This is a genomic window from Undibacterium sp. Di26W, assembly GCF_049340265.1.
Classification (GTDB): Bacteria; Pseudomonadota; Gammaproteobacteria; order Burkholderiales; family Burkholderiaceae_D; genus Undibacterium.
The window spans coordinates 89,751-115,981 of the sequence record NZ_JBMPOR010000017.1; the positions used below are offsets into that span (position 1 = coordinate 89,751).

General features: G+C 53.3%; 24 protein-coding genes and 1 tRNA gene. 7 read left to right on the plus strand and 18 right to left on the minus strand.

The annotated features are described in order from the left end of the window. Positions 1-8: 8 nt before the first annotated feature. Together ACO0LM_RS18990 and metK are read right to left on the minus strand one after the other, a co-directional pair. Positions 9-926 carry a M14 family zinc carboxypeptidase gene (locus ACO0LM_RS18990; protein ID WP_423038894.1) on the minus strand — a complete coding sequence of 306 codons (918 nt, stop codon included), beginning with the start codon at positions 924-926 and terminating at the stop codon, positions 9-11. A 56-nt stretch (positions 927-982) separates the two neighbouring features. Then, complete coding sequence (gene metK, locus ACO0LM_RS18995) at positions 983-2,164, minus strand: methionine adenosyltransferase (protein WP_423038896.1); 1,182 nt, start codon at positions 2,162-2,164, stop codon at positions 983-985. A gap of 241 nt (positions 2,165-2,405) precedes the next feature. On the opposite strand from metK, the gene ACO0LM_RS19000 reads away from it, so the two are divergent. After that, on the plus strand, positions 2,406-3,266 hold the full coding sequence (locus tag ACO0LM_RS19000; RefSeq protein WP_423038898.1) for a lysophospholipid acyltransferase family protein: 861 nt from the start codon (positions 2,406-2,408) through the stop codon (positions 3,264-3,266). After that, a complete protein-coding gene (locus ACO0LM_RS19005) occupies positions 3,263-4,126 on the plus strand; it encodes a lipid A biosynthesis acyltransferase (RefSeq protein WP_423038900.1) in 864 nt (287 codons plus the stop codon). The genes ACO0LM_RS19000 and ACO0LM_RS19005 overlap by 4 nt, the downstream gene beginning before the upstream one ends. Here the strand turns inward: ACO0LM_RS19005 and ACO0LM_RS19010 are convergent. Then, positions 4,120-5,016 (minus strand): LysR substrate-binding domain-containing protein, encoded by an 897-nt coding sequence (locus ACO0LM_RS19010; protein ID WP_423038902.1) that lies wholly within the window; start codon positions 5,014-5,016, stop codon positions 4,120-4,122. The two genes, ACO0LM_RS19005 and ACO0LM_RS19010, sit on opposite strands and share 7 nt — an antisense overlap. A 123-nt stretch (positions 5,017-5,139) precedes the next feature. Between ACO0LM_RS19010 and ACO0LM_RS19015 the strand changes: the two genes are divergently transcribed. Together ACO0LM_RS19015 and ACO0LM_RS19020 are read left to right on the plus strand one after the other, a co-directional pair. Continuing rightward, on the plus strand, positions 5,140-5,757 hold the full coding sequence (locus tag ACO0LM_RS19015) for a LysE family translocator (RefSeq protein ID WP_423038904.1): 618 nt from the start codon (positions 5,140-5,142) through the stop codon (positions 5,755-5,757). A gap of 251 nt (positions 5,758-6,008) precedes the next feature. After that, positions 6,009-6,830: a DUF2087 domain-containing protein gene (locus ACO0LM_RS19020; protein WP_423038906.1), complete on the plus strand. Its 822-nt coding sequence runs from the start codon at positions 6,009-6,011 to the stop codon at positions 6,828-6,830. 483 nt (positions 6,831-7,313) lie between these two features. Here the strand turns inward: ACO0LM_RS19020 and ACO0LM_RS19025 are convergent, their stop codons facing one another. Next, complete coding sequence (locus ACO0LM_RS19025; protein ID WP_423038908.1) at positions 7,314-8,660, minus strand: ATP-binding protein; 1,347 nt, start codon at positions 8,658-8,660, stop codon at positions 7,314-7,316. After that, the gene (locus ACO0LM_RS19030) at positions 8,660-9,406 is read right to left on the minus strand and encodes a response regulator (protein ID WP_423038910.1); all 747 of its coding nucleotides are present in this window, start codon (positions 9,404-9,406) and stop codon (positions 8,660-8,662) included. Before ACO0LM_RS19030 ends, ACO0LM_RS19025 begins: the two co-directional genes overlap by 1 nt. 220 nt (positions 9,407-9,626) lie before the next feature. Here ACO0LM_RS19030 and ACO0LM_RS19035 point away from each other — a divergent pair, with 220 nt between their 5' ends. Further along, the gene (locus ACO0LM_RS19035) at positions 9,627-10,166 is read left to right on the plus strand and encodes a DUF2147 domain-containing protein (RefSeq protein ID WP_423038912.1); all 540 of its coding nucleotides are present in this window, start codon (positions 9,627-9,629) and stop codon (positions 10,164-10,166) included. A gap of 55 nt (positions 10,167-10,221) precedes the next feature. Here the strand turns inward: ACO0LM_RS19035 and phhA are convergent, their stop codons facing one another. Next, positions 10,222-11,100 (minus strand): phenylalanine 4-monooxygenase, encoded by an 879-nt coding sequence (gene phhA / locus ACO0LM_RS19040; protein WP_423038973.1) that lies wholly within the window; start codon positions 11,098-11,100, stop codon positions 10,222-10,224. 74 nt (positions 11,101-11,174) lie between these two features. Beyond that, positions 11,175-12,287, minus strand: a complete 1,113-nt coding sequence (gene hppD / locus ACO0LM_RS19045; protein ID WP_423038914.1) for a 4-hydroxyphenylpyruvate dioxygenase — start codon at positions 12,285-12,287, stop codon at positions 11,175-11,177. A gap of 179 nt (positions 12,288-12,466) precedes the next feature. Here hppD and ACO0LM_RS19050 point away from each other — a divergent pair, with 179 nt between their 5' ends. Continuing rightward, the gene (locus ACO0LM_RS19050) at positions 12,467-12,970 is read left to right on the plus strand and encodes an Lrp/AsnC family transcriptional regulator (RefSeq protein ID WP_423038916.1); all 504 of its coding nucleotides are present in this window, start codon (positions 12,467-12,469) and stop codon (positions 12,968-12,970) included. Positions 12,971-13,573: 603 nt separating this feature from the next. Here the strand turns inward: ACO0LM_RS19050 and ACO0LM_RS19055 are convergent. From ACO0LM_RS19055 to ACO0LM_RS19070, 4 genes are all read right to left on the minus strand, one after another. Continuing rightward, positions 13,574-14,245 carry a GNAT family N-acetyltransferase gene (locus tag ACO0LM_RS19055; protein ID WP_423038975.1) on the minus strand — a complete coding sequence of 224 codons (672 nt, stop codon included), beginning with the start codon at positions 14,243-14,245 and terminating at the stop codon, positions 13,574-13,576. 113 nt (positions 14,246-14,358) lie between these two features. Then, a complete protein-coding gene (locus tag ACO0LM_RS19060; RefSeq protein WP_423038918.1) occupies positions 14,359-15,558 on the minus strand; it encodes a multifunctional CCA addition/repair protein in 1,200 nt (399 codons plus the stop codon). A 9-nt stretch (positions 15,559-15,567) separates the two neighbouring features. After that, on the minus strand, positions 15,568-16,281 hold the full coding sequence (locus ACO0LM_RS19065) for a glutathione S-transferase family protein (RefSeq protein ID WP_423038920.1): 714 nt from the start codon (positions 16,279-16,281) through the stop codon (positions 15,568-15,570). Positions 16,282-16,293: 12 nt separating this feature from the next. Continuing rightward, positions 16,294-18,222, minus strand: coding sequence for a transglycosylase SLT domain-containing protein (locus tag ACO0LM_RS19070; protein WP_423038922.1), 1,929 nt, complete (start codon positions 18,220-18,222; stop codon positions 16,294-16,296). A gap of 69 nt (positions 18,223-18,291) precedes the next feature. Between ACO0LM_RS19070 and ACO0LM_RS19075 the strand changes: the two genes are divergently transcribed. Beyond that, a complete protein-coding gene (locus ACO0LM_RS19075) occupies positions 18,292-18,873 on the plus strand; it encodes a 5-formyltetrahydrofolate cyclo-ligase (RefSeq protein ID WP_423038924.1) in 582 nt (193 codons plus the stop codon). Between the two features lie 19 nt (positions 18,874-18,892). Here ACO0LM_RS19075 and ggt read toward each other — a convergent pair whose 3' ends face one another. From ggt to ACO0LM_RS19110, 7 genes are all read right to left on the minus strand, one after another. Continuing rightward, complete coding sequence (gene ggt / locus ACO0LM_RS19080; protein WP_423038926.1) at positions 18,893-20,632, minus strand: gamma-glutamyltransferase; 1,740 nt, start codon at positions 20,630-20,632, stop codon at positions 18,893-18,895. A gap of 135 nt (positions 20,633-20,767) precedes the next feature. After that, positions 20,768-21,355 (minus strand): 50S ribosomal protein L25/general stress protein Ctc, encoded by a 588-nt coding sequence (locus ACO0LM_RS19085; RefSeq protein ID WP_422988348.1) that lies wholly within the window; start codon positions 21,353-21,355, stop codon positions 20,768-20,770. 118 nt (positions 21,356-21,473) lie between these two features. Further along, a complete protein-coding gene (locus tag ACO0LM_RS19090; RefSeq protein WP_422988346.1) occupies positions 21,474-22,436 on the minus strand; it encodes a ribose-phosphate pyrophosphokinase in 963 nt (320 codons plus the stop codon). A gap of 120 nt (positions 22,437-22,556) precedes the next feature. Further along, positions 22,557-22,633 (minus strand) — tRNA-Gln (locus ACO0LM_RS19095). 32 nt (positions 22,634-22,665) lie between these two features. Further along, positions 22,666-23,556, minus strand: coding sequence for a 4-(cytidine 5'-diphospho)-2-C-methyl-D-erythritol kinase (gene ispE / locus ACO0LM_RS19100; protein ID WP_423038928.1), 891 nt, complete (start codon positions 23,554-23,556; stop codon positions 22,666-22,668). Beyond that, positions 23,553-24,194, minus strand: coding sequence for a lipoprotein insertase outer membrane protein LolB (gene lolB / locus ACO0LM_RS19105; RefSeq protein WP_423038930.1), 642 nt, complete (start codon positions 24,192-24,194; stop codon positions 23,553-23,555). Before lolB ends, ispE begins: the two co-directional genes overlap by 4 nt. 112 nt (positions 24,195-24,306) lie before the next feature. Then, complete coding sequence (locus tag ACO0LM_RS19110; RefSeq protein ID WP_423038932.1) at positions 24,307-26,091, minus strand: tetratricopeptide repeat protein; 1,785 nt, start codon at positions 26,089-26,091, stop codon at positions 24,307-24,309. Positions 26,092-26,231: the final 140 nt, after the last annotated feature.

Sequence of the window (26,231 nt, forward strand, 5' to 3'; positions counted from 1 at the left end):
TATTTTAGTCAAGGATTCCGCGCCGTTCTCAGCGGTGCCGCCACATTCTGCCTTATCCAGTTTTGCATGTCTTGCCAGATGCGCTGCACTTCTGTGTCTGGGGGCATCTGGGTGGCGTTGGGTAATTCTATAGTGACTACGGGGATATCTTTGTGCAGGCCGCTGTAATTGCCCAGTGAGCCTGGATAGACGCCGACGCGATTATAGATGAGGCGGCCAAAGCGATTCGGTGGCGTGGTGGGGCCGTCAAAATCGAGTACACCGAAAGGCGCATGTACCGAGATGATGACATCAGGTTTGAATTTTTCTATAGTGTCATAAACCCAGCGGCTTTCGGGTTCGGATATGGGGGCTTTGCCGGGGTAACGGCGCGGGTCGCTGCGGGTGACGCGAGCCCAGTAGCTGGGCGCTTCCTTTTGCCAGTTGGGAGTAGGGAAATTGCGGTTCAGGTCTATGCCGCGGGCATTCACACGGCGTGGCTTGGGAGCCAGCAAGCCATCGGGGTTGACCACCGGGGCAATTTTCCAGTTGAATTCCAGTGGGCTTTTTTGCATGGTCTCTATCCATTTAAAGACAATGGAAGAAGCCGTCTGTTCATCACCATGTATGCCACCCAGCAACAGCACGCGTATGGCTTGCGGATATTTGGCATCGGCTTTGATATCCCGGAACAACACCGGGAAACCATTGAGCGAATGCGCGCCTGTCGGGCTGAGCTTGCTGTTCTTGCAGTCGTTCAGGCTGACTTTGGGCAGGCGTGCCACCAGTGGAGTGCACCAGTCGGTGACAGCTCTGGGTTTGGCAGGGGATGGGGCAGACAGGCTGTTTGCAGATGGCATGGACAACAGGCCAGCCATCGCAAACAAAGCACCGAGTTTTTTGCAGCGAAATGCAGTGAACTTACTTCTGAAAAAACTTACCGGCATTCTTGCTTCTACTCCCAGTGCTGCAAATGACGCATTACGACAATATGGACGATAAATTACAAACCTGCAGCAGCGCGCAAAATCGCTGACTTGTCGGTACGTTCCCAGGTGAATTCCGGTTCTTCACGACCAAAGTGGCCATAGGCTGCGGTCTTGGAATAGATAGGACGCAGCAAGTCCAGCATCTGGATGATACCTTTTGGACGCAAGTCAAAATGTTCATTCACCAGCGCGGCGATCTGGTCATCAGGGATAAGGCCTGTGCCTTCGGTGTAGACCGTGACGTTCATCGGGCGTGCCACGCCAATCGCGTACGCGACCTGAATCTGGCATTGACGGGCCAGGCCGGCCGCCACGATGTTCTTGGCAACATAGCGTGCCGCATACGCTGCAGAACGGTCAACCTTGGTCGGGTCTTTACCTGAGAAAGCACCGCCACCATGCGGGCAGGCACCGCCGTAGGTATCGACAATGATTTTACGGCCGGTCAGACCACAGTCACCTTGCGGGCCACCGATTACAAAACGGCCAGTGGGGTTGATGAGGAACTTGGTATCTTTCAGCCATTCTTTCGGCAACACCGGTTTGATGATTTCTTCGATCACGGCATCGATGAAAGACTGCTTCATCTTGGTTGCTGTTTCGCTTTGATCGGGACTATGCTGGGTGGACAGCACGACCGTGTCTATGCTGTGTGGCTTGCCATCAACATAGCGCATGGTGACCTGGCTTTTTGCATCCGGACGCAGGAAAGGCAGGCGCCCATCCTTGCGCAGTTGTGCCTGGCGCTCTACCAGCCTGTGGGCATAGTAAATCGGCGCTGGCATCAGTTCCGGCGTTTCATCGCAGGCGTAGCCAAACATCAGACCCTGATCACCGGCACCGGTGTTCAGATGGTCGTCAGATGCCTGGTCAACACCCTGGGCGATGTCGTTGGATTGTTTGTCATAGGCAACCAGGACTGCGCAGCCCTTGTAATCGATACCGTATTCCGTATTGTCATAGCCTATGCGCTTGATGGTGTCACGTGCCACCTGGATGTAATCGACATGGGCATTGGTGGTGATTTCACCGGCCAGCACGACCAGACCAGTGTTGGTCAGGGTTTCGGCGGCAACGCGGGAACGGGGGTCTTGCTCAAAAATTGCATCCAGGATTGCGTCGGAAATCTGATCAGCGACTTTGTCCGGGTGTCCCTCGGAAACTGATTCAGACGTAAAAAGAAAATCATTTGCCATCGCAGGCTCCTATAAAAATTGACCGTAAAGATTTTGCCGCAGTCGGAAAGAGATCCTGCGACGCTTTAGCGAATTTTATTAACCGCCTCGCAAGTTGTCTGTTAACTCGGCGGTGGCTTGCTTCTTATTGAATTGTCCTGCGGTTAAGCAGGTCAAAGCTAGCCAATGTGTGATATTTTACGCTCGTTCTGCTTTATCTGTCGAATATCCCCTATTTTTCAACTGTTACTTGAGCGGCGTCATGCTTGTCACATTGTTTCGTCTTCTTTCCATTTTCCCATTGTCGGTCTTGCATTTTGCCGGGGCTGTACTGGGTTGGGCGGTATATTTGTTGTCAGGATCATATCGTCGTCGTCTGAAAGAAAATATCGCCAGGGCCGGTTTTACTGGGCATTTGCATGAGGCCATACGCGAGGCTGGCAAGAATATCCTGGAACTGCCCTTTATCTGGTGTGCCAAGCCGGAACGAGTGTTAAAGACTGCCAGCATAGAGAACTGGGAACTGGTACAGACTGCTCTGGACGGTAAAAAAGGGGTGATTTTTCTGACGCCGCATCTTGGCTGTTTTGAGATCGTTGCCCAAAGTATTGCCATGCGTACCCGTCTGACGGTCTTGTATCGCCCTCCGCGCCAGGCTGCACTCAAGCCGCTGATCGAGGGTGCACGCGCACGTGATAATTTGTTGCTGGCAGCGGCTAACCTGTCCGGTGTGCGCATCATGGCCAAGGCCCTTAAGAAGGGCGAGGCCATAGGCTTGCTGCCCGATCAGGTGCCGCAAGAAGGTGAAGGTGTCTGGGCCAAGTTTTTTGAAAAACGCGCCTATACCATGACGCTGTCTGCCAAGCTGCACAGCATGACGGGTTCGCCCATCATTTTGACTTATGCAGAAAGGCTGCCATTCGGGCGTGGCTATGTGATCCGGTTTGTGCCATTTGAAGAAGAACTGGGGACAGACCCGGTAGACCAGGCAAGTGCTATCAACCGTGCCATGGAAAAACTGATTGCCCGTTCGCCAGCCCAGTATTTCTGGAGTTATAACCGCTATAAAAAACCGGATGGTGTGGATGGCCCGGAATCGCGCTTCGGACAGGGGCAGGCATGAGAGCTGTGCTGGTCTTGATGTGGCTGTTGCACTGGTTGCCTTTGCCTGTGCTGGGACGTCTGGGTGAAGCCGTAGGCAGTATGCTGTTTGTCGTGATACGCAAACGCCGCCACATCACCCTGAAAAACCTGTCCCTTTGCTTGCCGCATCTCAGTGAAGCTGAAAGAGTGGCGATGGCCAGACGGCATTTCCAGGTCTATGCGCGCAGCGTGCTGGAGCGCGGCATACTCTGGTGGGCATCAGAAGCACGCCTGAAGCGATTGATACGGATCGACCCCGCCGTACCCATGGCGGCGATAGCGGCTGGCCCGACCATACTGATGTGCCCGCATTTTGTCAGCCTGGATGTGGCAGGCGTGGCGGTGATGCTGGAATCCTCCCTGTGTTCCATCTATACGCGCCAACGCAGCAAGGTATTTGATGCCGCCCTGCGCAAGGGCCGCTCGCGTTTTCGTCCGGTGAAACTGTTTTCGCGTGCCGAAGGGGTCAAGCCCATCATTCGTGCCATGCGCGAAGGTCTGCCTTTCTTCATGTTGCCGGACATGGATTTTGGTGCCAAGGATGCCGAATTCGTGTCTTTCTTTGGCGTGCCTGCTGCGACACTGACGGCGGTGTCAAGGATAGCCGCGACCACTGGTGCCAAGGTCATTCCCGTTATCGCCACCATATTGCCGGATTACCAGGGCTGGAAAGTGACTTTCCATGCGCCATGGCAAAACTATCCGGGCGACGATATGGTGGCGGCCACACGTTATATGAACGCCTTCATTGAGCAAGAGATATTGAAAGCGCCCGCTGAATATTTCTGGGCACACAAGCGCTTTAAAACCAGGCCTGCCGGTGAACCTGGTTTTTATTGATGAAGACCTGTGACGGCCTGCGCCGTCACTTCAAATTCCTGCTGTAACCAATCCAGAAACGCCAGGCGGCGCTTGTCCTCATCAAATGGCGAAGCTGACAGCAAGACATAGTCAGTCCCATCTGCCATGAATGCATGTGGTGCCAGCAATTGTCCGTTGCGGATTTCATCTTCCACCATATAGACCGATGCCATGGCGGCACCCAAACCGACGCAGGCTGCTTGCAGACTCAGGTAAAAATGTTCATAGGTCGCCTGGCTTTTGCCACGCGCAGTTAGCCCGCTGAGTTTTTGCCATTGCGCCCAGGCGTCGGGCCGGGTAGCAGTGTGCAGCAGGCATTGCTGATTCAATTGCAGTTTTCCCTGTTTGAGCAAGCCTTGCGCGCAGACTGGGGCGATTAATTCCTGGGCGACCCGGGTGACATGGTAGTTTTGCGTCCAGACGAAGTCATTGCGCCGCAGCGCCAGGTCAATATGTCCATGGTGCAAATCCACAGGTCCGCCCGCAGCAAGTAAATGGATTTCCATCCCGGGGTATTGCTGCCTGAATTTGCCCAAACGTGGGATCAGCCAGCGCATGGCTATTGTCGGTTCGCAAGAGATGACCAGCGCTTGATCTTCAGTTTGCCTTAACTGGCGTAGCCCGGCTTCCAGTTGCCGCATGATGTCAGTGCAAGTACTTTGCAAGTTCATGCCAGCACGGGTTAAAAAAATGGCGCGGTTGCGGCGTTCGAATAAGGCAATACCCAAATTCTCTTCCAATTGCTTGATCTGGCGGCTGACAGCGCCATGAGTGACATGCAGCTCATCAGCCGCCTTGACCAGGCTTAAATGGCGTGCCGCCGCTTCAAACATACGTATCGCATTCAAGGATGGCAGGTGATAGCTCATCTGTGAGATTTTCTCAATGATATGTTTGAGTATAAATCGATTTTCATCATTGTGATCCAGCTTCAGAATACATTTATACGTGAGAAGTGATCACGAATATAAATTTTACTCCTGAGGAAGACCATGACAGAACTCATTGCCGTTGCCATCATCACTATCCTGGCTGTTATCAGCCCTGGGGCTGACTTTGCCATGGTGACCAGAAACAGTTACCTGTATGGCCGCCGTCCTGGTCTGCTGGCCGCCAGCGGCATTGCCCTGGGTGTGCAAGTGCATGTCATGTACACCATGCTGGGTGTGGGATTGCTGATTGTCAAATCCCCCAGTCTGTATTTCGCCATCAAGATTATTGGCGCAATCTACCTGATCTATATGGGCTACCAGACTTTTTTTGCCCGTGCAGTCATGAATGCAGAAATCACGGAAGGGCAACAATCAGGTAAGCTGGCAGCCTTGCGGGCCGGCTTCATGACCAATGCCTTCAATCCCAAGACCACTTTGTTTGTCCTTAGTACTTATACCCAGGTAGTGCAGATCGATACCAGCCTGCTGACGCAATTTGGCTACGGCTTGTTCATGTCCTTTGCGCACTGGATATGGTTCAGTCTGGTTGCCTTGTTTTTCTCTGATAGCCGTTTGCGTGCTGGCATGCTCAGGCAACAGGTGGTGTTGAATCGTTTCATTGGCGCAGTATTAATCGTTTTGGGTGTGTCACTGGCCAGTTTGCCTGCCTTGCATTAGTGATCGCTTATTGGTATTGGCAGTTGACGAAATTTGAAGGCGAGCCTACAATTGTCGCACAGGTGCTAAGGGGCGCCTGCCCGCACAAGAGGCTCTCACCCTGCAAATATACATCTCTATTAATGTGATAATTGCCATGTTTCGTTTGACGTCAGCGGGTCGTCGATAAGCGAACTGGAGTTCATCATGTTATCGTCGTACTACCCATCCCTGTTCATCACCCAACAGCTCCTGCTTAACGGAGCTGCAGCATGAACGCACTTACTACAGAAATCAAAACCCGCGCCCGGTTATTGCAAAAACTGTTGGAGACGCGCAATACTGCAGCCAGCAAACGCGCCCTGATCTTAAGCCGGCAGCGCAACTGGGAAATTCCCGACAACTGGCAACTCAAGCACTGCATGAACCTGGCCGCGGCCGATGCTGGTTTCCAGAACTGGGAACATGCGCGTGTCATCCTTGGTGGCCAGGCACAGGCTGGTGAAGATATGGGTGACTTTTGGCATGGTGCTGAAGTCACCTCGTTCTTTAATCACTGGTATGCCAGCTATGCCGAAGCACAGGAGCAATTACGTGCCACTGAGGCGGCTTATTTGCTGCCTTACCGGCGTCAGTATCTGGTCGTTACCAGCGATTATTTGCAGGCGATGGGTGTCAGCGCTGCGCCAGAATTTTGGGATGCTATTGGGCGTGATTTGGTGTTGGGATATGGCAGCGCGAGCTGGCTGAGCCTGGCGCAGCAACGCCTGCAAGCCAGCCGTACCGAGCGTTTCAAGGCCAACTGGGATGCGTCCCAAATCATGCTGGACTTGCAGTCAACCGAAGTTGAGGCTGAGCGGGTGATGAAGTCGTTCATCAAGAATGGCCGTCTGGTGAGTATTCCTGAACAACGTAAAAAACGTCTGGTGATCTTGCGCTGGCTGGTGGAGCAATTGCAGTTTGAACGACGCTATGTGGAGGCTGACATCAATACGTTTTTGCTGCAGTTTCATTCGGATTTTGCGACCTTGCGGCGGGAGTTTATTATGAATGGGCTGATGGAGAGAGCGGAGGGGGAGTATTGGAGGGTGTGATCGGGATGTTGATTTTGATGCAAATGAAATTCTCAGTTTTGATATACCTACCTAGCTATTAAACCTTCAATTTGACGTTAATTGAGTTAAGGTCATTCCTGCGTAGGCAGGAATCCAGCGGCGTTCGTTGCATACTTGTGTTGTGTGTAAAGCGATTGCTCTCCGTAGACACAAGCCGGGTCTCGGCCCGGCGGCCGAATTCCTTTCTTTGCTTCGCCAAAGAAAGGAATCAAAGAAAGGCGACCGCAGACTTGCCCTTTGGGTGCTTGCGCTACGCTCCAGCACAATTTGTGCATCACAAAAAATGGGAAAGCTTCGAAACTCGCTTCGCTCAAACACGAAGCTTTCTGATCCATTTTCTGTGACGCACAAATTGCAGCGTCCCAAGCGGTTGAAAATCAAGGGCAAAACCAACAACAGCAACAGCAACAGCAACGTCACTACGACAGCAGCTCATATTTTTCGCGGCCAATTACTCACCGATTAGACCTGCTCCACTCCAGCCTGCAAAGGCAATCTGACGCTCACCGCCAAACCGCCACCCTCACGATTGGTAAACCGTATTTCGGCATGCAGTTGTATCGCCAGTTGGGCGACGATTGCCAGGCCAAGCCCGGCGCCGCCGGTGTCGCGGTTGCGGGAGGATTCGAGTCGGACGAAGGGTTGCATCACGGCGTCCCATAGCTCTTCGGGGATGCCGGGGCCTCTGTCCTGTACGGTGATGACGGCATGCTGCGGGTCGCTGTTCAGGGTAACTTCCACTTCGCTGCCAAACTTCAGGGCATTGTCGACGAGGTTGCCGAGCAGGCGGGACAGGGCCAGGGGGCGGGTTTGTAGAGTCTGACTGCTATTGCCATGCAGGCTGACTTGCTGGCCAGTGTCGCAATAGTCTTGCACCAGGCTGCCAGCCAGGGCATCAAGATTGATTTTGCTGCTTGCTTCCTGATTCGTTTGTAATTGATTTTGTACCTTGGCATAGGCCAGACCTTGCTCTACCAGTTTTTGCATGGCGTGCAGGTCGGCTTGTATTTTATCGCGCTGGCTGTCGTCATCCATGAGTTCGGTGCGCAGGCGCAGGCGGGTGATGGGGGTTTGCAGGTCGTGGGTGATGGAGGCCAGGATTTGCATGCGTTCTGCCAGATAAGTGTCTATGCGTTCTTGCATATTCTGGAAGGCGGTAGCCGCACGGAATACTTCTCGCGGTGCCCGGGCGGGGAACTGTGGCCTGGCACCTGGTTTTACCATGGCGTCGGCTGCTGCAGCCAACATCGCCAGTGGGCGTGTCGCTGTCCTGACTGCCAGCCAGGCTGCCAGCATGAGGATGGCAAGCTGTACGCAGAGCAGCGAGAACATGCTCCATTGTATGGTGTACGGTGTCGCAGTCAGGCGGACGGTGATTGGCGCACCGTCACTCAAGGTCAGATGCAATTGCAGGATTTTTTTATCGTTCTCAGTGCGCACGCTGATCCTGATTCTTGCCGGATGCTCCAGATTATTTTTTATGGCCTCTATCGCCTCGTTGGCAATGTCCACGTCTATGCTGTCCGTGGCATCCGCGGGTGCGGCTTGCAAGGTATATACGTAGTTGTTGCGGGCCAGTTTGTCCAGCCAGGACTGACGTTCGCTGACTGGCAGACGATCAAGAAAGGAAATGGCATTGGCGACATCCTTGCCTACCGAATAGACCATATGGTTTTTTCTGACCTGCATCTTGTCCCATTGCGACGAGGCAAACGAGAGTGAATAAGCCATCAGCAGGGCACTCAGCAAAATCAGACACAGACGGCCAAACAGGGTGTGCGGCCAGTGCGGGCTTTCCATGATGTGCATCAGCTTTCCCCTTGTGCCGTGACCAGGGCGCAGAAGACATAGCCTTCACTGCGCACGGTCTTGATATAGCGCGGTTCACGGGCATCGTCGCGCAAATGCTGGCGCAGGCGGCTGACCAGCAAGTCTATGGAGCGCTCGAATAAATCAGCGTCACGACCCTGGGTCAGGTTCAGCAACTGGTCACGATTCAACACGCGTTGCGGGTGTTCAACTAAGACTTGCAACAGGCGGTATTCAGCACCGCTGAGTGTGACCATGACACCGTCTTTATCAAGTAGATGGCGTGCCAGGGTATCGAGTTGCCAGTCACCAAAATTGAGCATGGCGGGTGGTTTTTGTTCGCGAAGCTTGGGCGGCAACATGCGCGTGCGGCGCAAGACTGCCTTGATGCGGGCCAGCAATTCCCGTGCAGCGAAAGGCTTGGTCAGGTAATCGTCGGCACCCATTTCCAGGCCGACTATGCGGTCAGTCTCTTCTGCACGTGCTGTCAAAAAAAATAGGGGAATGACTTTGTGCGGACCTGAGCGCAATTCGCGGCACAGGCTAAGGCCATCTTCGCCCGGCATCATGATATCGAGCACGATGAGGTCAATGACGCTGCCTTCGAGCAAGGCACGCATTTGCTTGCCACCAGCAGCCGTGCTGACCTTGTTGCCATTCTTGCGCAGGTACAGGGCAGTCAGTTCGCGTATTTCTGCATCATCATCAACGATGAGGATGTGATCCGGGGATTCTGTATTTTCCATGTGCTGGGCCTGGCGCTCATTCTTGATGGTTCATTCCATAGTGCTTTATAGCTTAAATAGCGGCAGAGACAAAATCTTTTGTATCCCAGTGTATCTGAGTGCCGTTGACACATAGTCAGATGCAAATAAGGCATTTCCTGACATCTGCCAGATACCTTGCGACTGTCTAATGACGTTGCCGTGATGAATTCATCACCTCGACAACTCAAGGAGAACTGACATGAAAAAGCAAATGATCGTTATCACCACTTTTGCCACCGTATTGATGAGTACCTGGTCTGCCCAGGCCCAGCAGGCTGGTTTGTCTGATTACTACCTGGCACCTGTGGAAGCGGAAATTCAGGCCAACAAGCTCGCCAATAACCAGGCAAATAGGCCAGACGCATTCGCTGGTACCTGGCTGACCCAGAGCGGTAGCCTGGAAGTGCAAATCGGCAATTGTGGTCAGTCTGTGTGCGGCAAAGTCAGCAAGATCAACGATGCGGCGAATTTGAGCAACATGACGGCGATGGGCAGTACCGCAACGCCTGTATCCGCGATACCTGTATTGGGTAAGACCATTATGGAGGGCTTTACGGCGAGCGGAGCCGCCACCTGGTCAGGCACGATTTTCAATCGCGCCGATGGCCAGACCTATGCGTGCCAGATGCGCATGCTGAGCCCGACTGAGCTGGAAGTCACAGCATACAAGGACAAGCCAGAAAATGGCCGTAGCCAGGTATGGACGCGCGTATCAAATACCGTCACTGCGCAAAAATAAAAATGGGGGCATCACTTTTGATGCCTCCATTTCAGTTTTCAATCTCAATGCAGACCTATGGCAGCAATTCAACTTCGCCTGGCAACAAGGTATTGGCTGGCAAGGCATCGAGTTGTTTCAGGCGCTGATAGTAGGGCGTGAAATCCGGTGCCGTGCCATCAAACAATTGCTGGAAATTATCGATGACGAAATAGGTTTCCTGGAAGCTGTCTATCTTGTACAGGGTTTGCAGGCAGCGCTGTATGTCCAGATGGACGTGGCGCGACGCTGTACCCGGCTTCAGGCAGTATTCGACTTCACCGCCAGATGACAGTATGCCTGCACCATAGATACGCAAACCCTGCCCGGTCCTGATAAGGCCAAACTCCACCGTATACCAGTACAGGCGCGCCAGATAATCAAGGCCGCCGAGTTTCATCGCCTTTAGTCCGCCCTTGCCATATAACTGCATGTAATCGGCAAATACCGGATTGAACAGCATGGGTACGTGGCCGAAATAATCATGGAAGACATCGGGTTCAACGATGTAATTGAATTCTTCCGGTTTGCGCAGCCATACGGTGACAGGGAAGCGACGATTGGCCAGGTGTTCAAAGAAAGTCAGTTCTGGTATAAGGCCAGGGACCGCGACTATGCGCCAGCCAGTGGCAGCAAAGAGTTCTTCAGAAGTACGGTCAAAGCGCGGGATACCGTCTGCCGCATCCATCTTATGCAGTGCTGCGATAAATTCATCACAGGCGCGGCCGGGCAAAAGCTCCATCTGACGCTGGTACAGCTTACGCCACAGGGCATGTTCTGCTTCGGTATAGGCGGCCCAGTCTTGTTCGACGACGTAATGTTCGTCGGCCTTTTCATAGTTGCCACGCAGGGCGGCACCATTCGATTTCTCGGCAACGGTGGCGAGAAAATCTTCGTTGGTAACGGTGGTGTCCATCATATTTTAGAAAAAAGGCTGACATCAATAATGACAATCAACCTTTTTTTATCTCCATTCAGGTTTGGCGAAAATCAGACCGTTGTTTCGTCTTTGATGACGCCACGACGGATCTGATCCAGTTCTATCGATTCAAACAGGGCGCGGAAATTACCCTCGCCAAAACCCTGGTCGCCCTTGCGCTGGATGATTTCAAAGAAGATAGGGCCAATCACTGTGGTCGTGAAAATCTGCAACAGCAATTCACGTGATGTTTCTGTGCTCTTGCCATCGACGAGTATGCGCAGCTTGCGCAATTCGTCCAGGTTTTCACCATGGCCAGGCAGGCGACGATCAACCAGGTCATAGTAGGTTTCTATGGTGTCCTGGAACACCACGCCATTGGCTTTCATGTCACCAACGGTGTCATAGATATTGTCCGTGCCCATGGCGATGTGTTGCACACCTTCGCCGTGGTACAGGTCCAGGTATTCAGCGATCTGGGATTTATCATCCGAGGATTCATTGATTGGGATACGGATTTTGCCGCAAGGTGAAGTCATGGCTTTGGATTTCAAGCCTGTGTGTTTACCAGCGATATCGAAGTAACGGATTTCGCGGAAGTTGAACAGGCTTTCATAGAAATCTGCCCATTCCTTCATGCGGCCACGATGCACATTGTGGGTCAGGTGATCGATATAAGTCAGACCTTTGCCGACCGGGTTGGAATCGACACCGGGAATCGCCACGAAGTCGGCATCATAAATGCTGATATTGCCGATGGCACCCGGTTCTGCACCATCTTTGCCGTGCCAGCGGTCGACAAAATAAATCAGTGCATCGCCTATGCCCTTGATGGCAGGAATATTCAATTCCATAGGGCCGGTTTTATTGTCGAAGCCCCAGGCACCCAGATCCAGTGCACGCTTGTAGGCGGCATTGGCATCCTTGACGCGGAAAGCGAAGGCGCAAACGGATTGGCCATGTTTGCGGGCAAATTTTTGTGCGAAAGAATCAGGTTCTGCATTGATGATGAAGTTCACACCGCCTTGGCGGTACAGCGTCACATCCTTGGTACGGTGTTTGGCAATCGCGCTAAAACCCATGGTGACGAACAAGTCGCCGAGTGCTTTTGGATCGGGTGCTGCGTATTCGATAAACTCAAAGCCATCGGTACCCATAGGGTTGTCCCAAGTCTGGAAAGTCATGCCTGTCTCCTTAGTGTCATCATCAGTGTCCGCTGCATCTGACTGCTTTCAAGGCAGGCTTTGATGTAGCTCAAGCTATCAGTATAGTCCGCTAAACGCGCCATATAATTGCCAAATACCCCAAAGACTTCGCGATTTGAGCAATAATATTGCTTAAATCATTTAATTAATGGCAGATTATGATGGAAATTGAACTGGATAAAATTGACCGCAAAATCCTGGCAATTTTGCAGGCGGATGGCAGGCTGACCAATCAAGAGGTGGCAGAGCGGGTGAATCTGTCGCCTTCACCTTGTCTGCGCCGCATCAAGCGTCTGGAAGACAGCGGTGTCATACGCAAGTATGTAGCCCTGCTGGAACCGGCCAAGATAGGCCTGGGTTTGCTGGCTTATGTCAATGTGCGGCTGGAAAAGCACAGTGATGCCCCCGGCAAGGGTGCTTCACGCTCGCCACGTGATGACTTCTCGGCTTCGGTAGGACAATGGCCTGAGGTGGTAGCTTGTTATGCGATGACGGGGGAAATGGATTATTTGTTGCGGGTGCATGTGGAAGACATGAACCATTTTTCGCGTTTCATGATGGAAACCCTGTTGCGTCATCCTGCGGTGTTGGATGTAAAGTCGAGTTTTGCCTTGCAGCAGATTAAGGATACGACGGCTTTGCCGGTAGTGGTGGGTGGGTGATTGAAGGTTTGGGCGATGGATGGCATTGTGCTTATTTGCCTGTGTGCCCCTGAGCATAGTTAAAACAATTAAGCTCAAAATCGTCACTCCTGCGAAGGCAGGAGTCTAGTGGCGTTCGCAACATATTATGTAGTGATTTAAATCACTGCACCATGATTATGCTGCTGTTTTTTTAAATGCCTGCATACGTCATTTACGATTGCAGGCCGGTGGTAGACCGGCGGCTACACACCTTTTTGCTTCGCCAAAAAGTTGTGCCAAAAAGGCGACCCAGGCGTCGTCGCCCCCTAAAGGGGGTTCCCGTTTGTGCAGTACAAAAAATGGGAAGATCCGAAACTCGCCTGCGGCTCAAACATCGGCTCTTCTTTTTCCATTTTCTGTACCGCACAAACGGCGTCGACACATGGGAATTGCAAAAGTCAAAAACAACCTCAAAAGCAACAGCAACCCCAAAAGCAACGTCAATGCGACCTTCAGTCAAGCTTCTTATTACTGGATTGATCAATGATTGAGACACAGAGAAAACCAGGTTTTGCTTTTCCTCCTGCTTTTCTCTGTGCCTCTGTGTTGAGAGGTCTTGACCTGTAGCCAAACCTAGTAAATCTACTTCGAACTATCCTTCATCCCCGGCAAATGACTCAGCCATTTGGCGGCTGCGCGGGTATTGGCCTTGATGGTGTAGTCGATGGCAGCGACCTGTTCCTGCATGGCTTCTTTGAGGACGCTGACGGCGTCGGCGGGCAGGATTTTCAGGTAGGCGTCGGCTTCGCCATATTCGCGGTGGATTTCCATACCGGCTTTTTTGGCGATGTGTATCATGGTCTGGTTGGATGACAGGCAATGCATGTACAGGGTATCGACATCATCATTACGGCAGTGGATGGCACCACGTTCAAACAGCTTGGAACCGATTCCCTTGCCACGCGCAATTTTGGAGACGGACACACCAAATTCGGCGACCTTGTCTTTGTCAGTGACGTCATCATTCTCGGCGCGTGGTGCATAGGCCAGATGGCCAACACCGACAATGCGGAAGTGGTGGCTGATGACACCAAATACTTTGTCGCGCGAAAAATCGATGCCGTCCACGTATTTTTCTATCATCGCGTCCGGCAGGTAAGTACCGAAGCGCAAGAGGCGATCACTTTCTTCCAGTCCAAGAAAATGACGCAGGATGCGATGCCTGTCCTTTTCCGACAATTCCTTGACGAAAACGGTAGATTTGGAAGTTTTTTTGCTGGCGTCCAGCAAGTGTTTTGGATCTTCAGGAAACATATCTGACGCATTCATGGCAGCTCCTTATGGGTAGCTTTTGTGCACTGCACAATGCATTGTAGATGATCTGGCCTGATTATTCCAGCGATGTGCAGGCTTTGAGAATAAAACTTCTATTGTTGCGCGTTTGCGGCTGCTTCCAGTGCGTTTATTCTGCCTGCGCGTATGGCTATCGGGATCTGCTGGGGCTGATGGGCATACAGGCCGGCAATTTCGCCGCCATTCACTTTCAACACGATGTCCAGCGCCTGGCTTAACTGCAATTGCGGGGCGAAGACCGTGTCTGTTGCCAACTCTTCAAGAGTCAGGCAGGCACAGGCACTGAGCATCTCAAGAAAACGTTCCGGCTTGCGCAGGGCGTCGCAACGTGTCAGTAAATCAACGGTGTCTGCGGCTGATAGCGATGTGGCATCTTTGATGTGTACATGTTCACGCGCCAGCATGACAGCCATGTCACGGCAATCTGCCGGTACTTTGAGACGCTGGCAAATACCGTCCGCCAGTTTTACCCGCAGTTTTTCTACGGGCAGGGCATCGCTTTCTGCCGACGCTATCACCAGATCATGCAGCAGCACGGCAAACCGGGTGCTCAGTGGGCTGTTGCGCTGTGCGGTGGCATCCAGTATCTGCATCAGATGCTGGCCGCGCTCATGACCGGTGTCTTCAAAGAGGGTATTCAGTTCAGGCAATAATCTTTGCAGGGCACCGCAACTGCGCAGCACGGCAAACATGCGGGAAGGCCGGGTTTCCATCAGGCCGCGTGACAGTTCTTGCCATACGCGTTCTGCTACCAGGGCATCCACTTCACCGGCGGCTACCATGCGTTGCATGAGCGCGGTGGTTTCTTCTGCCACGCTGAAATCCTGTGGCGGTATGGCAAAGCGGGCGGCAAAACGTGCCAGGCGCAAGATGCGCACCGGGTCTTCGCAAAATGCCAGTGATACATGGCGAAATACCCTGTCCTGCAAATCGCGCAGACCACCATAGGGGTCGATGATATTGCCAGCGTCATCCTGTGCCATGGCATTGATGGTCAGGTCGCGGCGTATCAGGTCTTCTTCCAGCGTGACATCGGCATCGGTATGAAATACAAAGCCCTTGTACCCGGCAGCAGTTTTGCGCTCGGTACGTGCCAGCGCATATTCATCATGGGTTTGCGGATGCAAAAATACCGGGAAGTCTTTGCCCACCGGCAGATAGCCCTTGGCCAGCATCTCTTCTGGTGAAGCACCGACCACCACGAAATCGCGGTCCTGCACAGGCAAGCCCAGCAGGGCATCGCGCACGGCACCGCCGACGATATAGGTCTTCATGGCGCTGCTTCAGGCTTCCAGACTGCCATTGTGTCCGGGCAGGCCTTCGGTTTCCAGCAGTGCTTCCCTGACCCACTGGGCGACGGCGGGATGGGCCAGTACGCGTTCGGCATAAGCCTGCAAGGCAGGGGCCAGTGATACACCATAGGTGCGGAAACGCATGACCACTGGCGCATAGAAAGCATCGGCGATGGAAAAGGCACCGAACAGGAACTCATGCGCGCCGTATAGGGCCAGGCAGTCTTCCCAGATTTCGCTGACGCGACCTATGTCGGCTTGCGAGCCTATGCTACGGCCCTTGCCAGGCAGTGAGGCGCGAATATCCATGGGCATGTCGGTACGCAGGGAAGAAAAGCCAGAATGCATTTCTGCACAGATACTGCGTGCCGTTGCGCGTGCTGCCACATCTTCCGGCCACAGGTTGAGTATGGAAAACTGTTCGGCCAGGTATTCGCAAATCGCCAGCGAATCCCAGACTGTGATCTCGCCCGCCAGCAAGACCGGCACGCGGCCAGCGGCTGAATATTCGGCGATGCGATTGGTGGTGTCGGGCTGGTTCAGCACGATGCGGACTTCTTCAAACGGGATGCCAAAAGCCTTCATCGCCACCCAGGGACGCATGGACCAGGATGAATAATTTTTATTGCCGATGATCAGTCGCAAGCCGGCGCGTTCTTGGCCCAGCATGGCTGCCAGTGCAGGTTGCATTTCAGTATCTTGCATGAGTTTTTACACTTAAAAATTGGTAGGAAGATCCGCATCAGCAGCCGTCATGCCCTTTGGTATCACCACGCCCAGACGGCTTTTCAAGGACTGGGGTTTTTTCTCGAACAGGGCAGCATAATAGGTGGCATTCGACAACACATTCTTCACATAACTACGGGTTTCATTGAAGGGAATGGTTTCTGCAAAAATAGCACCTTCTACCGGTCGACTCAGTTTTGCCCGCCATGCTCTGGGGCGACCAGGGCCGGCATTGTAGGCGGCTGACGCCAGCGCCTGTGAGCCGCCCAGGTCGGTCAGCACCATATTGAGGTAATTGGTACCCAGGGCAATATTGGTGTCCACATCATTGACTTGTTCCGGCACAAATTTGCCCAAGCCAATTTTCTTGGCGACATAGCGCGCGGTAGCTGGCATCAACTGCATCAGGCCAGATGCACCCACATGGGATTTTGCATTCATGATGAAGCGCGATTCTTGGCGTATCAGGCCATATACCCAGGCCATGTCCAGCCCCAGTGCCTGGGTGGTTTTGTACATGCTTTCGTTGAAAGGCGTGGGGTAGCGCTGGCTGAAATCGAGCTCACCCTTGGTGCGGTCCGACGTGTTGACCATACGATCCAGCAAGTTGTTCTGGCGGGCCAGTTCGGCGGCGGCCAGATGCTGGCGTTCGCTCATCTTGCGCAATTCCCAGTTCCATTCACGCGTACCTTCAAAGCGCAGGTTCATGGCATAGAACTTCAGGGCTCTTTGCAGGTTGGGATTTTTTTCCATCGGTGCCAGTTCTTCCGGCGTTACTGGTTTGACAGTAACCGGGACACCGATTTTCTGGCCCAGTTCTTCCAGCGCAAGTTGTCCATAGAAATGCAACTGATCGGCGATGCTGGCAAATTGCACACGCGCCTCTTCATTCTTGCCTTCGGCTTTCAGGGCGCGACCATACCAGTATACCCATGCTGGATCAGCCTTCAAGGCTGGCGGCATGCTGGTGATGCCGGTTTTGACCAGTTTCCAGTCGCCTTCGCGCAAGGCAGTACGTACCCGCCATTGATAGGCTTCCTGCGACAGCGGGGCGGTATCGGCACGTTGCCAGTAGCCCCGCGCATCCGGTTCCAGTTTCAGCGCGGCTTGCAGGGCAATTTGTGCCCAGCCCGTGGATTTTTCTGCATCGTTGAACTGGCTGGCATAGCGACTGAGTATGCTGGCTGCCTGTTCATGATCGGTCTTGGCCAGACGGCCCAGGGCGATCAGGTAGAGTTCATGGGCAGTGTGGCCGGCTTCGGGAGCTTTTTTTGTGACAACAGCAGGTTTGTCGATGGCATCGGCCATCTGTTTTTCCGGCACGTTCAACAATTTGCCCAGACGCTGCGCCAATGGCAATGCGCCGTTTTCGCCAGCCATGCGGACTTGTGCCCACAAGTCGTTATTGCTGAATTGGCCATTGCCTGCCAGGTAAGTCACCATGTTGTAGCAGCCATCGCCGTAGTCGCGTGGCGAATTTAGCAAATTGCGTGCTTCACTGGCGACCTTTTGCTGTTTGATGGCCCTGGACAGCACGGCATAACAACGTAACTGATTGTCATCTGCCACCACGAACAAAGGATATTGCTGGTCAAAGGTTTCCCATTCGCCGCGTTTGCCCAGCATCAATAACCAGTCATTGCGCAGGCGGTCGGCGATGGCGCTGCCTTCATACTTGCTCAGAAATTCACGAAATTCGGTATTCGTGGTTTTCACCAGCCGTGCGCGCAGGCGATAATAATCAATATAAGAGGGGATTTCGTAATTTTTGAGTGCCACTGCATGCTGTTCTGCATTGCCGGAGTCATCATGGAAGGCGGCGTCGCGCAAGGCCATGAAACGGTCATCATCGTCGATCATGCCTTTTTTTGCCGCAGCAGCGCTGGCGACAGTGGATGCGCCGAAACCTGCTAAGATCATCAGGCCAAGTCCAGCTAAACTTTTTTTCACAGACATCTTTAGACAGTTTTTGATTACATTTCTAACAGTATGACACAGCCCAAGGCCAGCGCACATCCGATGTACACAGAAGCAGCACGCAGTCGTCAGGACTTGCGGAAAAGTTTACTGCAAAAACGTCGGGATATTGCAGTTAACATCCGACAACAATGGGACAGGCAACTGGCCGAAAAGTTGCTGCAATGCTGTCAACAGCAACAGATCACCAGCCTGGCTGTGTACTGGCCGATACGGGGTGAGCCTGATTTGCAGGCAGCGTATGCAGCCCTGTCAGAGACCGGTCTGCAACTGGCGTTACCACTGGTGCTTGCCAAACAGCAGCCCCTGCAATTCCTGGCCTGGCGGCCGGGTGACCCCATGCTGGCGGATGAATATGGCATACCAGTACCAGCCCAGCGCACCCAGTTTATACAGCCGGCAGCGCTATTGATACCCTGTGTAGGCTTTAATGCCGGCAGGTACCGCCTGGGCTATGGCGGCGGGTATTACGACCGCACCCTGGAAAAAACACCGCGCCCGCTCACCATAGGCATAGCCTATCAATGCACACAGGCGGATTTTGCTGCTGACACCCATGATATCCCTATGGATATCGTCATCACGGAAGCCTGAGGTGTAAAGTCCAAAGGGCTTAAAACCCGACCGCACTGCCATCCGGATTGCGCGGGTCCGAATAACCGGCAAATCCTTGCGGATAAACTTGTATGGTCTGGGTCTTGCCCAAAGTCGCTGCCGGGCGCAATATCTGACCTTTTTGTTCCAGCAGGCGCAGGGTATCGATGCTGATCCCTTTTTCATAACGCAACTGGTCTGGCATCCATTGCTGATGGATACGCGGCGAAATGGTGGCTTCGGCTACATTCATGTCATGGTCAATGACATTCAGGATCGTTTGCAGGGTCGTGGTGATGATGCGGCTGCCACCGGGGCTGCCAGTCACCAGGAAGGGTTTGCCATCCTTCAGTACGATCGTCGGTGACATCGAGCTTAGCGGTCGCTTCCAGCCCTGCACCGCATTCGCATCACCACCCAGCAAGCCAAAGGCATTCGGTACGCCGGCCTTGACCGAAAAATCATCCATCTCATTATTCAGCACGATGCCGGTGCCGCTGGCGACGATGCCGCTGCCAAAGTTCAGGTTCAGGGTGTAGGTGGTGGCGACCACATTGCCGAATTTGTCGGCCACGCTGTAATGCGTAGTCTGGTCGCTTTCATACGGCAGGGGCTTGCCTGGCTTGATGTCGGCGGAAGGTGTGGCACGGTCCGGCTGTATTTTCTTTACCAACTCATCGGCATAGGCGCGCGAGGTCAGGCCTTTGGTCGGCACTTTGTAATAATCCGGGTCACCCAGAAATTCGGAACGGTCGGCATACGCCAGTTTCATCACTTCGCTGAGTTGATGCAGGGTCTGGGCACTGTTGGCACCCTGTTCCTTCAGGGGGAAATGTTCCAGCATGTTCAACATCTGGATGATGTGCACACCGCCCGAGCTGGGTGGTGGCATGGACACCACTTCATAGCCGCGATAATTGCCGCGCACGGGGATGCGTTCCACCGCCTTGTAATTTTTCAGGTCGCTGGCAGAGATCAGGCCCTGATGCTGCTGCATTTCGGCGACGATTTTTTTTGCGATCGCACCTTCGTAAAAAGCCGTAGCGCCTTGCTCGGCAATCAGCCGCAGCGACTGGGCCAGGTCTTTTTGCAGCAGGTGCTCGCCAGCCTGCATGGGTTTGCCATCCTTGAAAAAGATGGCACGGCTGGCGGGCCACTGGCCCAACTGGTTTTTACCAGCGTCTATCAGTTCAGCCAGATGCGGGCTGATGTCAAAACCCTGCTCGGCCAGGCGTATTGCTGGTGCAATCACGTCCTTCCATTTCATGCTGCCATATTTGCGCAGGGCCAGGTCCATGCCGGCTACCGTGCCAGGCACGCCGACCGCCAGGTGGGTATGCAGGGATTTGCCGGGTATCACCTTGCCATTGGTATCCAGGTACATGTCCCGTGTGGCTTTTTCTGGTGCCAGCTCACGAAAATCCAGGGCGACATCCTTGCCCGATTTGCTGTCATGGATAACCATGAAGCCACCGCCACCGATATTGCCGGCATTTGGCAGCACCACCGCCAGCGCAAAGCCGACTGCCACGGCAGCATCCACCGCATTGCCACCGTGCTTGAGTATCTCCAGGCCTACCTGGCTGGCCAGGGCCTGCTCGGTCGCCACCATGCCTTGTTTGGCATAGACCGGGCTGATGATGGGGTAGCTGGTATCGTATTTGATACCGGCCGCCAGTTGCGCCTGGCTGGCAGGGCTGAGCAGGCCAAAGCACAGGGGGATGAGCAGACTCAGGTATAGCTTGCGAGGGGAGGGCATGCGAATAGCTCCGGAAATCAGTGATGGCAGAAATAGTAATACCAATTCTGACATGGTGTGCGTGCAAAGTATCCCGTCAGCGCAAAATAAAAAAGCCGCCCGAAGGCGGCTTTTCGTATAAATGCAAAATGCAAATTATTTTGCTTCAGCTTCTGCAGAAGTTGCACCGGCTGGGATAACAGCGATAGCAACAGTTGCGTCACCACCATGTACCACAGCTGTCACGCCTTTTGGCAGTGTCAGTTGGGATACGTGGATGGATTGACCAGCTTCCAGTTTGGACAGGTCAACTTCAACGAATTCTGGCAATTCTGCTGGCAGGCAAGAGATGTCCAGTTCAACAGCAACGTGGCTGATGACTGCGGAGGACAGTTTCACTGCTGGAGAAACGTCAGCGTTGATGAAGTGCAGAGGCACTTTAACGTGGATTTTTTGGTTAGGATCTACGCGTTGGAAGTCAGCGTGCAAAACCAGTTGTTTGTAGGCGTGGACTTGGAAGTCGCGCAACAATACTTTTTCTGCTTTGCCATCCACTTCCAGGTCCAGAATGGAAGAGTGGAATGCTTCTTTTTTCAATGCATGGTACAGCGCATTGTGATCCAGAGTGATGGCGACCGGTGCTTCTTTACCGCCGTAGATGATGCCAGGTGTTTGGCCAGCATTGCGCAGGCGGCGGCTCGCTCCGGTCCCCTGTTCTTTGCGTGCAAATGCGATTACTTTCATGGTGTTACTCCAAAAAATGCAAACCGTTTATTCGGTTTTGCGGTATTGAACCCCCGCGACCAGGGGTCCAGAAAATAGCACCGTCAATTGACGGTGCCGGGAAAAACTTAATGCGTATTTAGTCCGTGAACAAGGAAATCACAGACTCACCCTTGGTGATGCGGCGGAACGTTTCGGCCAGCAGGCTGTCACAAGACAATTGACGAATCTTGGGGCAGGCACGGGCCGCTTCTGTCAGCGGGATGGTGTCTGTCACCACCAGTTCATCCAGCGGCGATTGCGAAATACGTTGTATCGCAGGGCCGGACAAGACCGGGTGGGTACAGTATGCCAATACCTTCTTGGCACCACGTTCTTTCAATACTTCAGCAGCCTTGGTCAGGGTGCCTGCAGTGTCAACCATGTCATCCATGATCACGCAGTTGCGGCCTTCGACTTCACCAATGATGTTCATGACTTCAGAGACATTCGCTTTTGGACGGCGTTTGTCGATGATGGCCAGATCGCAACCCAGGCGTTTTGCCAAAGCACGGGCACGTACCACGCCGCCCACGTCAGGGGAAACTACCAGCAAGTCTTCGTAATTCTTGGCGACCAGGTCACCCAGCAAAATCGGTGAAGCGTAAATGTTATCGACAGGGATATCAAAGAAGCCCTGAATCTGGTCGGCATGCAAGTCCATGATCAACACGCGGTCTACACCGGCTTCTTCCAGCATGTTGGCAACCACTTTGGCAGAAATCGCGACACGCGCAGAGCGTGGACGGCGATCCTGGCGGGCATAACCAAAATACGGGATAGCGGCAGTGATACGGCCAGCGGAAGCACGTTTCAGTGCATCAACCATCAACATGATTTCCATCAGGTTGTCATTGGTTGGCGCGCAAGTCGACTGCAAAACGAAAACATCTTTACCACGCACGTTTTCATTGATCTCGACCAAGACTTCACCGTCAGAGAATTTGGAAACGTCTGCCTTGCCGAGAGGGATGCCGAGTTGCTTGGCGACACCGGCAGCCAGTGCAGGATTGGCGTTGCCAGTGAAAACCATCATGTTGTCATGTGCGCGCGCATTTGCCATGGCTGGAACCTATCGGCTGAGATTGTGGGTCTGGCTTATTTTGCATGGGTTTTATACAAAATGAACCGCTGATAAAACTGAAAAAGCCGCCGCACAATCTATGCGGCGGCTTTAATTTAATGGCAGGGGAAGAAGGATTCGAACCTTCGCATGCCGGAATCAAAATCCGGTGCCTTAACCAGCTTGGCGACTCCCCTACACAACCGTTTGCCTGTTTCCAAGTTCGCCGCTATTTTAGCGTCAAACCAGCTTCAAGCCAAATGTTTTTCGATCCCAATTTCTGCGCCATCGGGTGGCGACTCAGTGCTTTTGCTTTCCATGATGTCCAGCGATCCGGTACTTGTTTTAACACTGTGTCTGCTGCCGTTTCGTCGGCAAAAGCACAAAAAACACAAGCCCCTGATCCCGTCATCTTTGCATGTCCGTATTGCGAGAGCCACTTGATGGCTTCATCTACTTGCGGAAACAATGCGCAGGCAACTGTTTGCAGATCGTTTTTCCAATGAATTTTTGCATCACTGGAAAAGTCCGCTATTCTGACGGGATTCGTGTCTCTTGTCAACTCCTTTGCCGAAAAAATTGCCGGTGTGGGGACTTGTACACCGGGCTCCAGCACCACAAACCAGTCTTCAGCAGTACGCAAGGCCTGCAATTCTTCCCCCACGCCTTCGGCAAAGGCGTTTTCGCCGAATAGAAAGAAGGGTACGTCAGCACCTAGTTGCAGGCCCAGCTTCATTAATTCTGCCCGGGTCAGCCCGGTATTCCATAAATGATTCAGCGCCAGCAAGGTGGTGGCTGCGTCGGATGAGCCGCCACCCAGGCCACCGCCCATGGGTAGTTGCTTGTGCAGCGTCAGATTGGCCCCTAACCCACAACCGCTATGTGTTTGCAGCAACTTGGCCGCTCTGACAATCAAATCACTGTCGGCAGGTACGCCGGGTAGGTCATTGCTCCTGTGCACAATGCCGTCATCGCGCACTTCCACATCCAGATAATCGCAGCGGTCTATCAACTGAAAGGCAGTCTGCAGCAAGTGGTAACCATCTGGCCTGCGGCCCGTCACGTGCAGGAAGAGATTGAGTTTGGCTGGCGCCGGGCACTGCTTCAGTGTGCGCATCATTTCCATTGGTCGATGACGATACGAATGGAAATATCGCCAGCCTGGCTGCTATATCTTTGCAAATCGATACGTTTTGGAAAGCTCGGTTGCTCATGCCAGGTGGCGTAACGTAGTTTCCAGCCCTGGGTGTCGATAGTCTGGTCTTCGGCTTGTACAGGCATGGCGGTTTTGCCATCTTTTGCTACAAAACCCTGTAACCAGTCGCGCAGACCGGCTACCGGCAAGGACCAGCCCAGCGTATCTTGCAGCAAAAGATCGAGATCGGCTGCCTGGCGGGTTTCCTTGCCATTCTGTTCCAGTCGGGCACCTTGTGCGGTTTGCGTGATTCTGGCCAGGGTTTGCCCCAAAGAGGATAGCAGGGTGATGCGTATGCCATCCTGGTCTTGTTCCCATTCAAAATTGCCAGGCATGCTTTGTGGTTTGTCAGCCTGTTGGTACAGCACGGTGATTCTGCCGCTGATCTGTATTTGCTGCTGATAGACGCGGGCAGCACCGAGCGCCGTTTGCTGTGTATTTAGCGACGCTGCTGGTGTGTTGTTTGCTGTGGATGCTTGCTGATGCAGGCTGCTGCAGGCGCTGCAAAGTAGCAGGCAGACAGATGCTGCAATATGCAGGGGCAAGCTGGTTTTGTTATGCATGGCTGTCCGTATTTTTCCCGTTTTTGCCCACACCCAGAGGCGTGGGCATTTGAATCTGCCCGGCATGATCATGCCGGGCAAAATCAGTCTGTTGAAACGCCGGGTTGAAGACTCAGGGTTTGACCTTCAGCCTGTCCAGCGTGCTTTTCAGGGTCTGGTTATCCGGGTCTTTTTGCTGGGCATCGCGCCAGATTTTTTTGGCATTGTCTTTCTGTCCCATGGTCCACAGCAATTCACCCAGATGCACGGCGATTTCGGCATCAGGCCGCAACTCATAGGCGCGACGCAATGCCTGTTCAGCTTCCTCGTATTTGGTCAGGCGGAACTTGACCCAACCCAGGCTGTCGAGAATGAATGGATCGTCCGGTGCCAGTTGGTTGGCTTTTTCTATCAGTGTCGATGCTTCATCCAGACGGATATTGCGGTCGGCAAGTGAATACCCGAGCGCATTGTAGGCATGCTGGCTATTCGGCGCGAGTTCTATGACCTTGCGCAGCGAAGTTTCCATGCCATTGATATCTTTCTGGGCTTCTGCCAGCATGGCAAAATCGTACAGCAGGTCGGGATTATTGGGTTGCTGCTGTATGCCTTCCTGCAGGATGGCCTTGGCCTGATCGGGCTGACCCGCATCCCTGAGCAACTGTGCTTCGGTTTGTACCAGTTGCGTCTGTTCGGCCTCATTCGAGGCTTTTACGCTATGCACAAACTGTCTGGCTTCATCCAGTTTGCCCTCTTTGGCGTACAGGAAAGCGCGGCGCATCTGGACATTGAACCAGGCGGTATTACGGCCTTCAAACGACTCCACCTGCGACAGCCAATCCTGTGCTGCCTTATAGTCCTTGCGTTCACCGGCGATACGCGCCAGATTGACCAGGGCATTGGTGGGGTCACGTTCTTCACCTGGTCTGGCTTCCAGGGTTTTCAGGTACTGGACGAAATATTTTTCTGCTTCCGCCGGTTGATTTCTTTCCATGGCCAACACGCCCAGCGTGTAGGTGGCGTTATTGTCGTCCGGCCTGTCGCGGGCGATTTGTTCAAATTCCCGCGTGGCTTTATCCAGTTGCTTGAGGTCTATCAGGATGCTGGCATAGGCCAGACGGACATCCCGTGCCGTCGGGTTTTTTTGTAAAAAGGCAGCCATGGCCTTGGCGGCATCTTGTTGCGATGAAGCCTGGGCTACGGTCAGGATGGCCAGTTGCGAATCTGTCTTGGTATTCAGTACAGCTTGTGCCTCGCTTACGGCGCGCTTGTTGTCACCTTTGGTATAGGCACCCTGGGCCAGCGCCAGGTGCGCATCCGGGCTATCTTTATAGGGCGAGAGAATTTCTTCAAGCACATCAAAGGCGGCGTTCTTGTCACGCGCACGGGATAGCAATCGCTGTGCTTGCAGCATCAGTATGGCGTGCTGTTTAGGGTCAGCGGTTTTCAGTTTTTCCGTGAATACACTCTGGATTTCTGCCAGATTATTATTCATGACCATGAAGCCCAGATAATACTGGGTAGCTTCATTGGAATTCGGCGCTAATTCACGCCAAAGGCGTATGGCCGCCAGCGCTTCGCCAGCCTGCTTGACACTCAGGGCGATTTCAGCAGCGCGACGGGCAATACGCGGGTCACGGGTTTGCTGCGCAACCGAGTACAGCGTCACATAGGCACCCTGCCAGCTACCGCGCTGATAGGCGATTTCAGCCGTGATGATTTTGTAAAATAATTCTTCAGACAGGGCTACTTCCGGTAATTTGTCTTCAGGCAGCGAGACGTCCGCCGTCACCCCATTCAGGGTTTTTTCGGCTGACAGGGCAGCTTGCGCCGCATCGTTGGCGTGATTCGCATCGCTGGCTGAATCCGTGCCTTGCAAGCCTGTGCTGGCACATCCCGTGACCAGCGCCGCACTCAATAGCCATGATGCTGGCCGCAGAACAGATACAATAGAAGTAGAAAATAATGCTGGAAATGTTTTCAAAACGAGCCCGGATTAACAGAAAAGATGATTGATTTTACGCTGAAGCTGAAAAGCTGTGGGTTCAGCGATGTTAT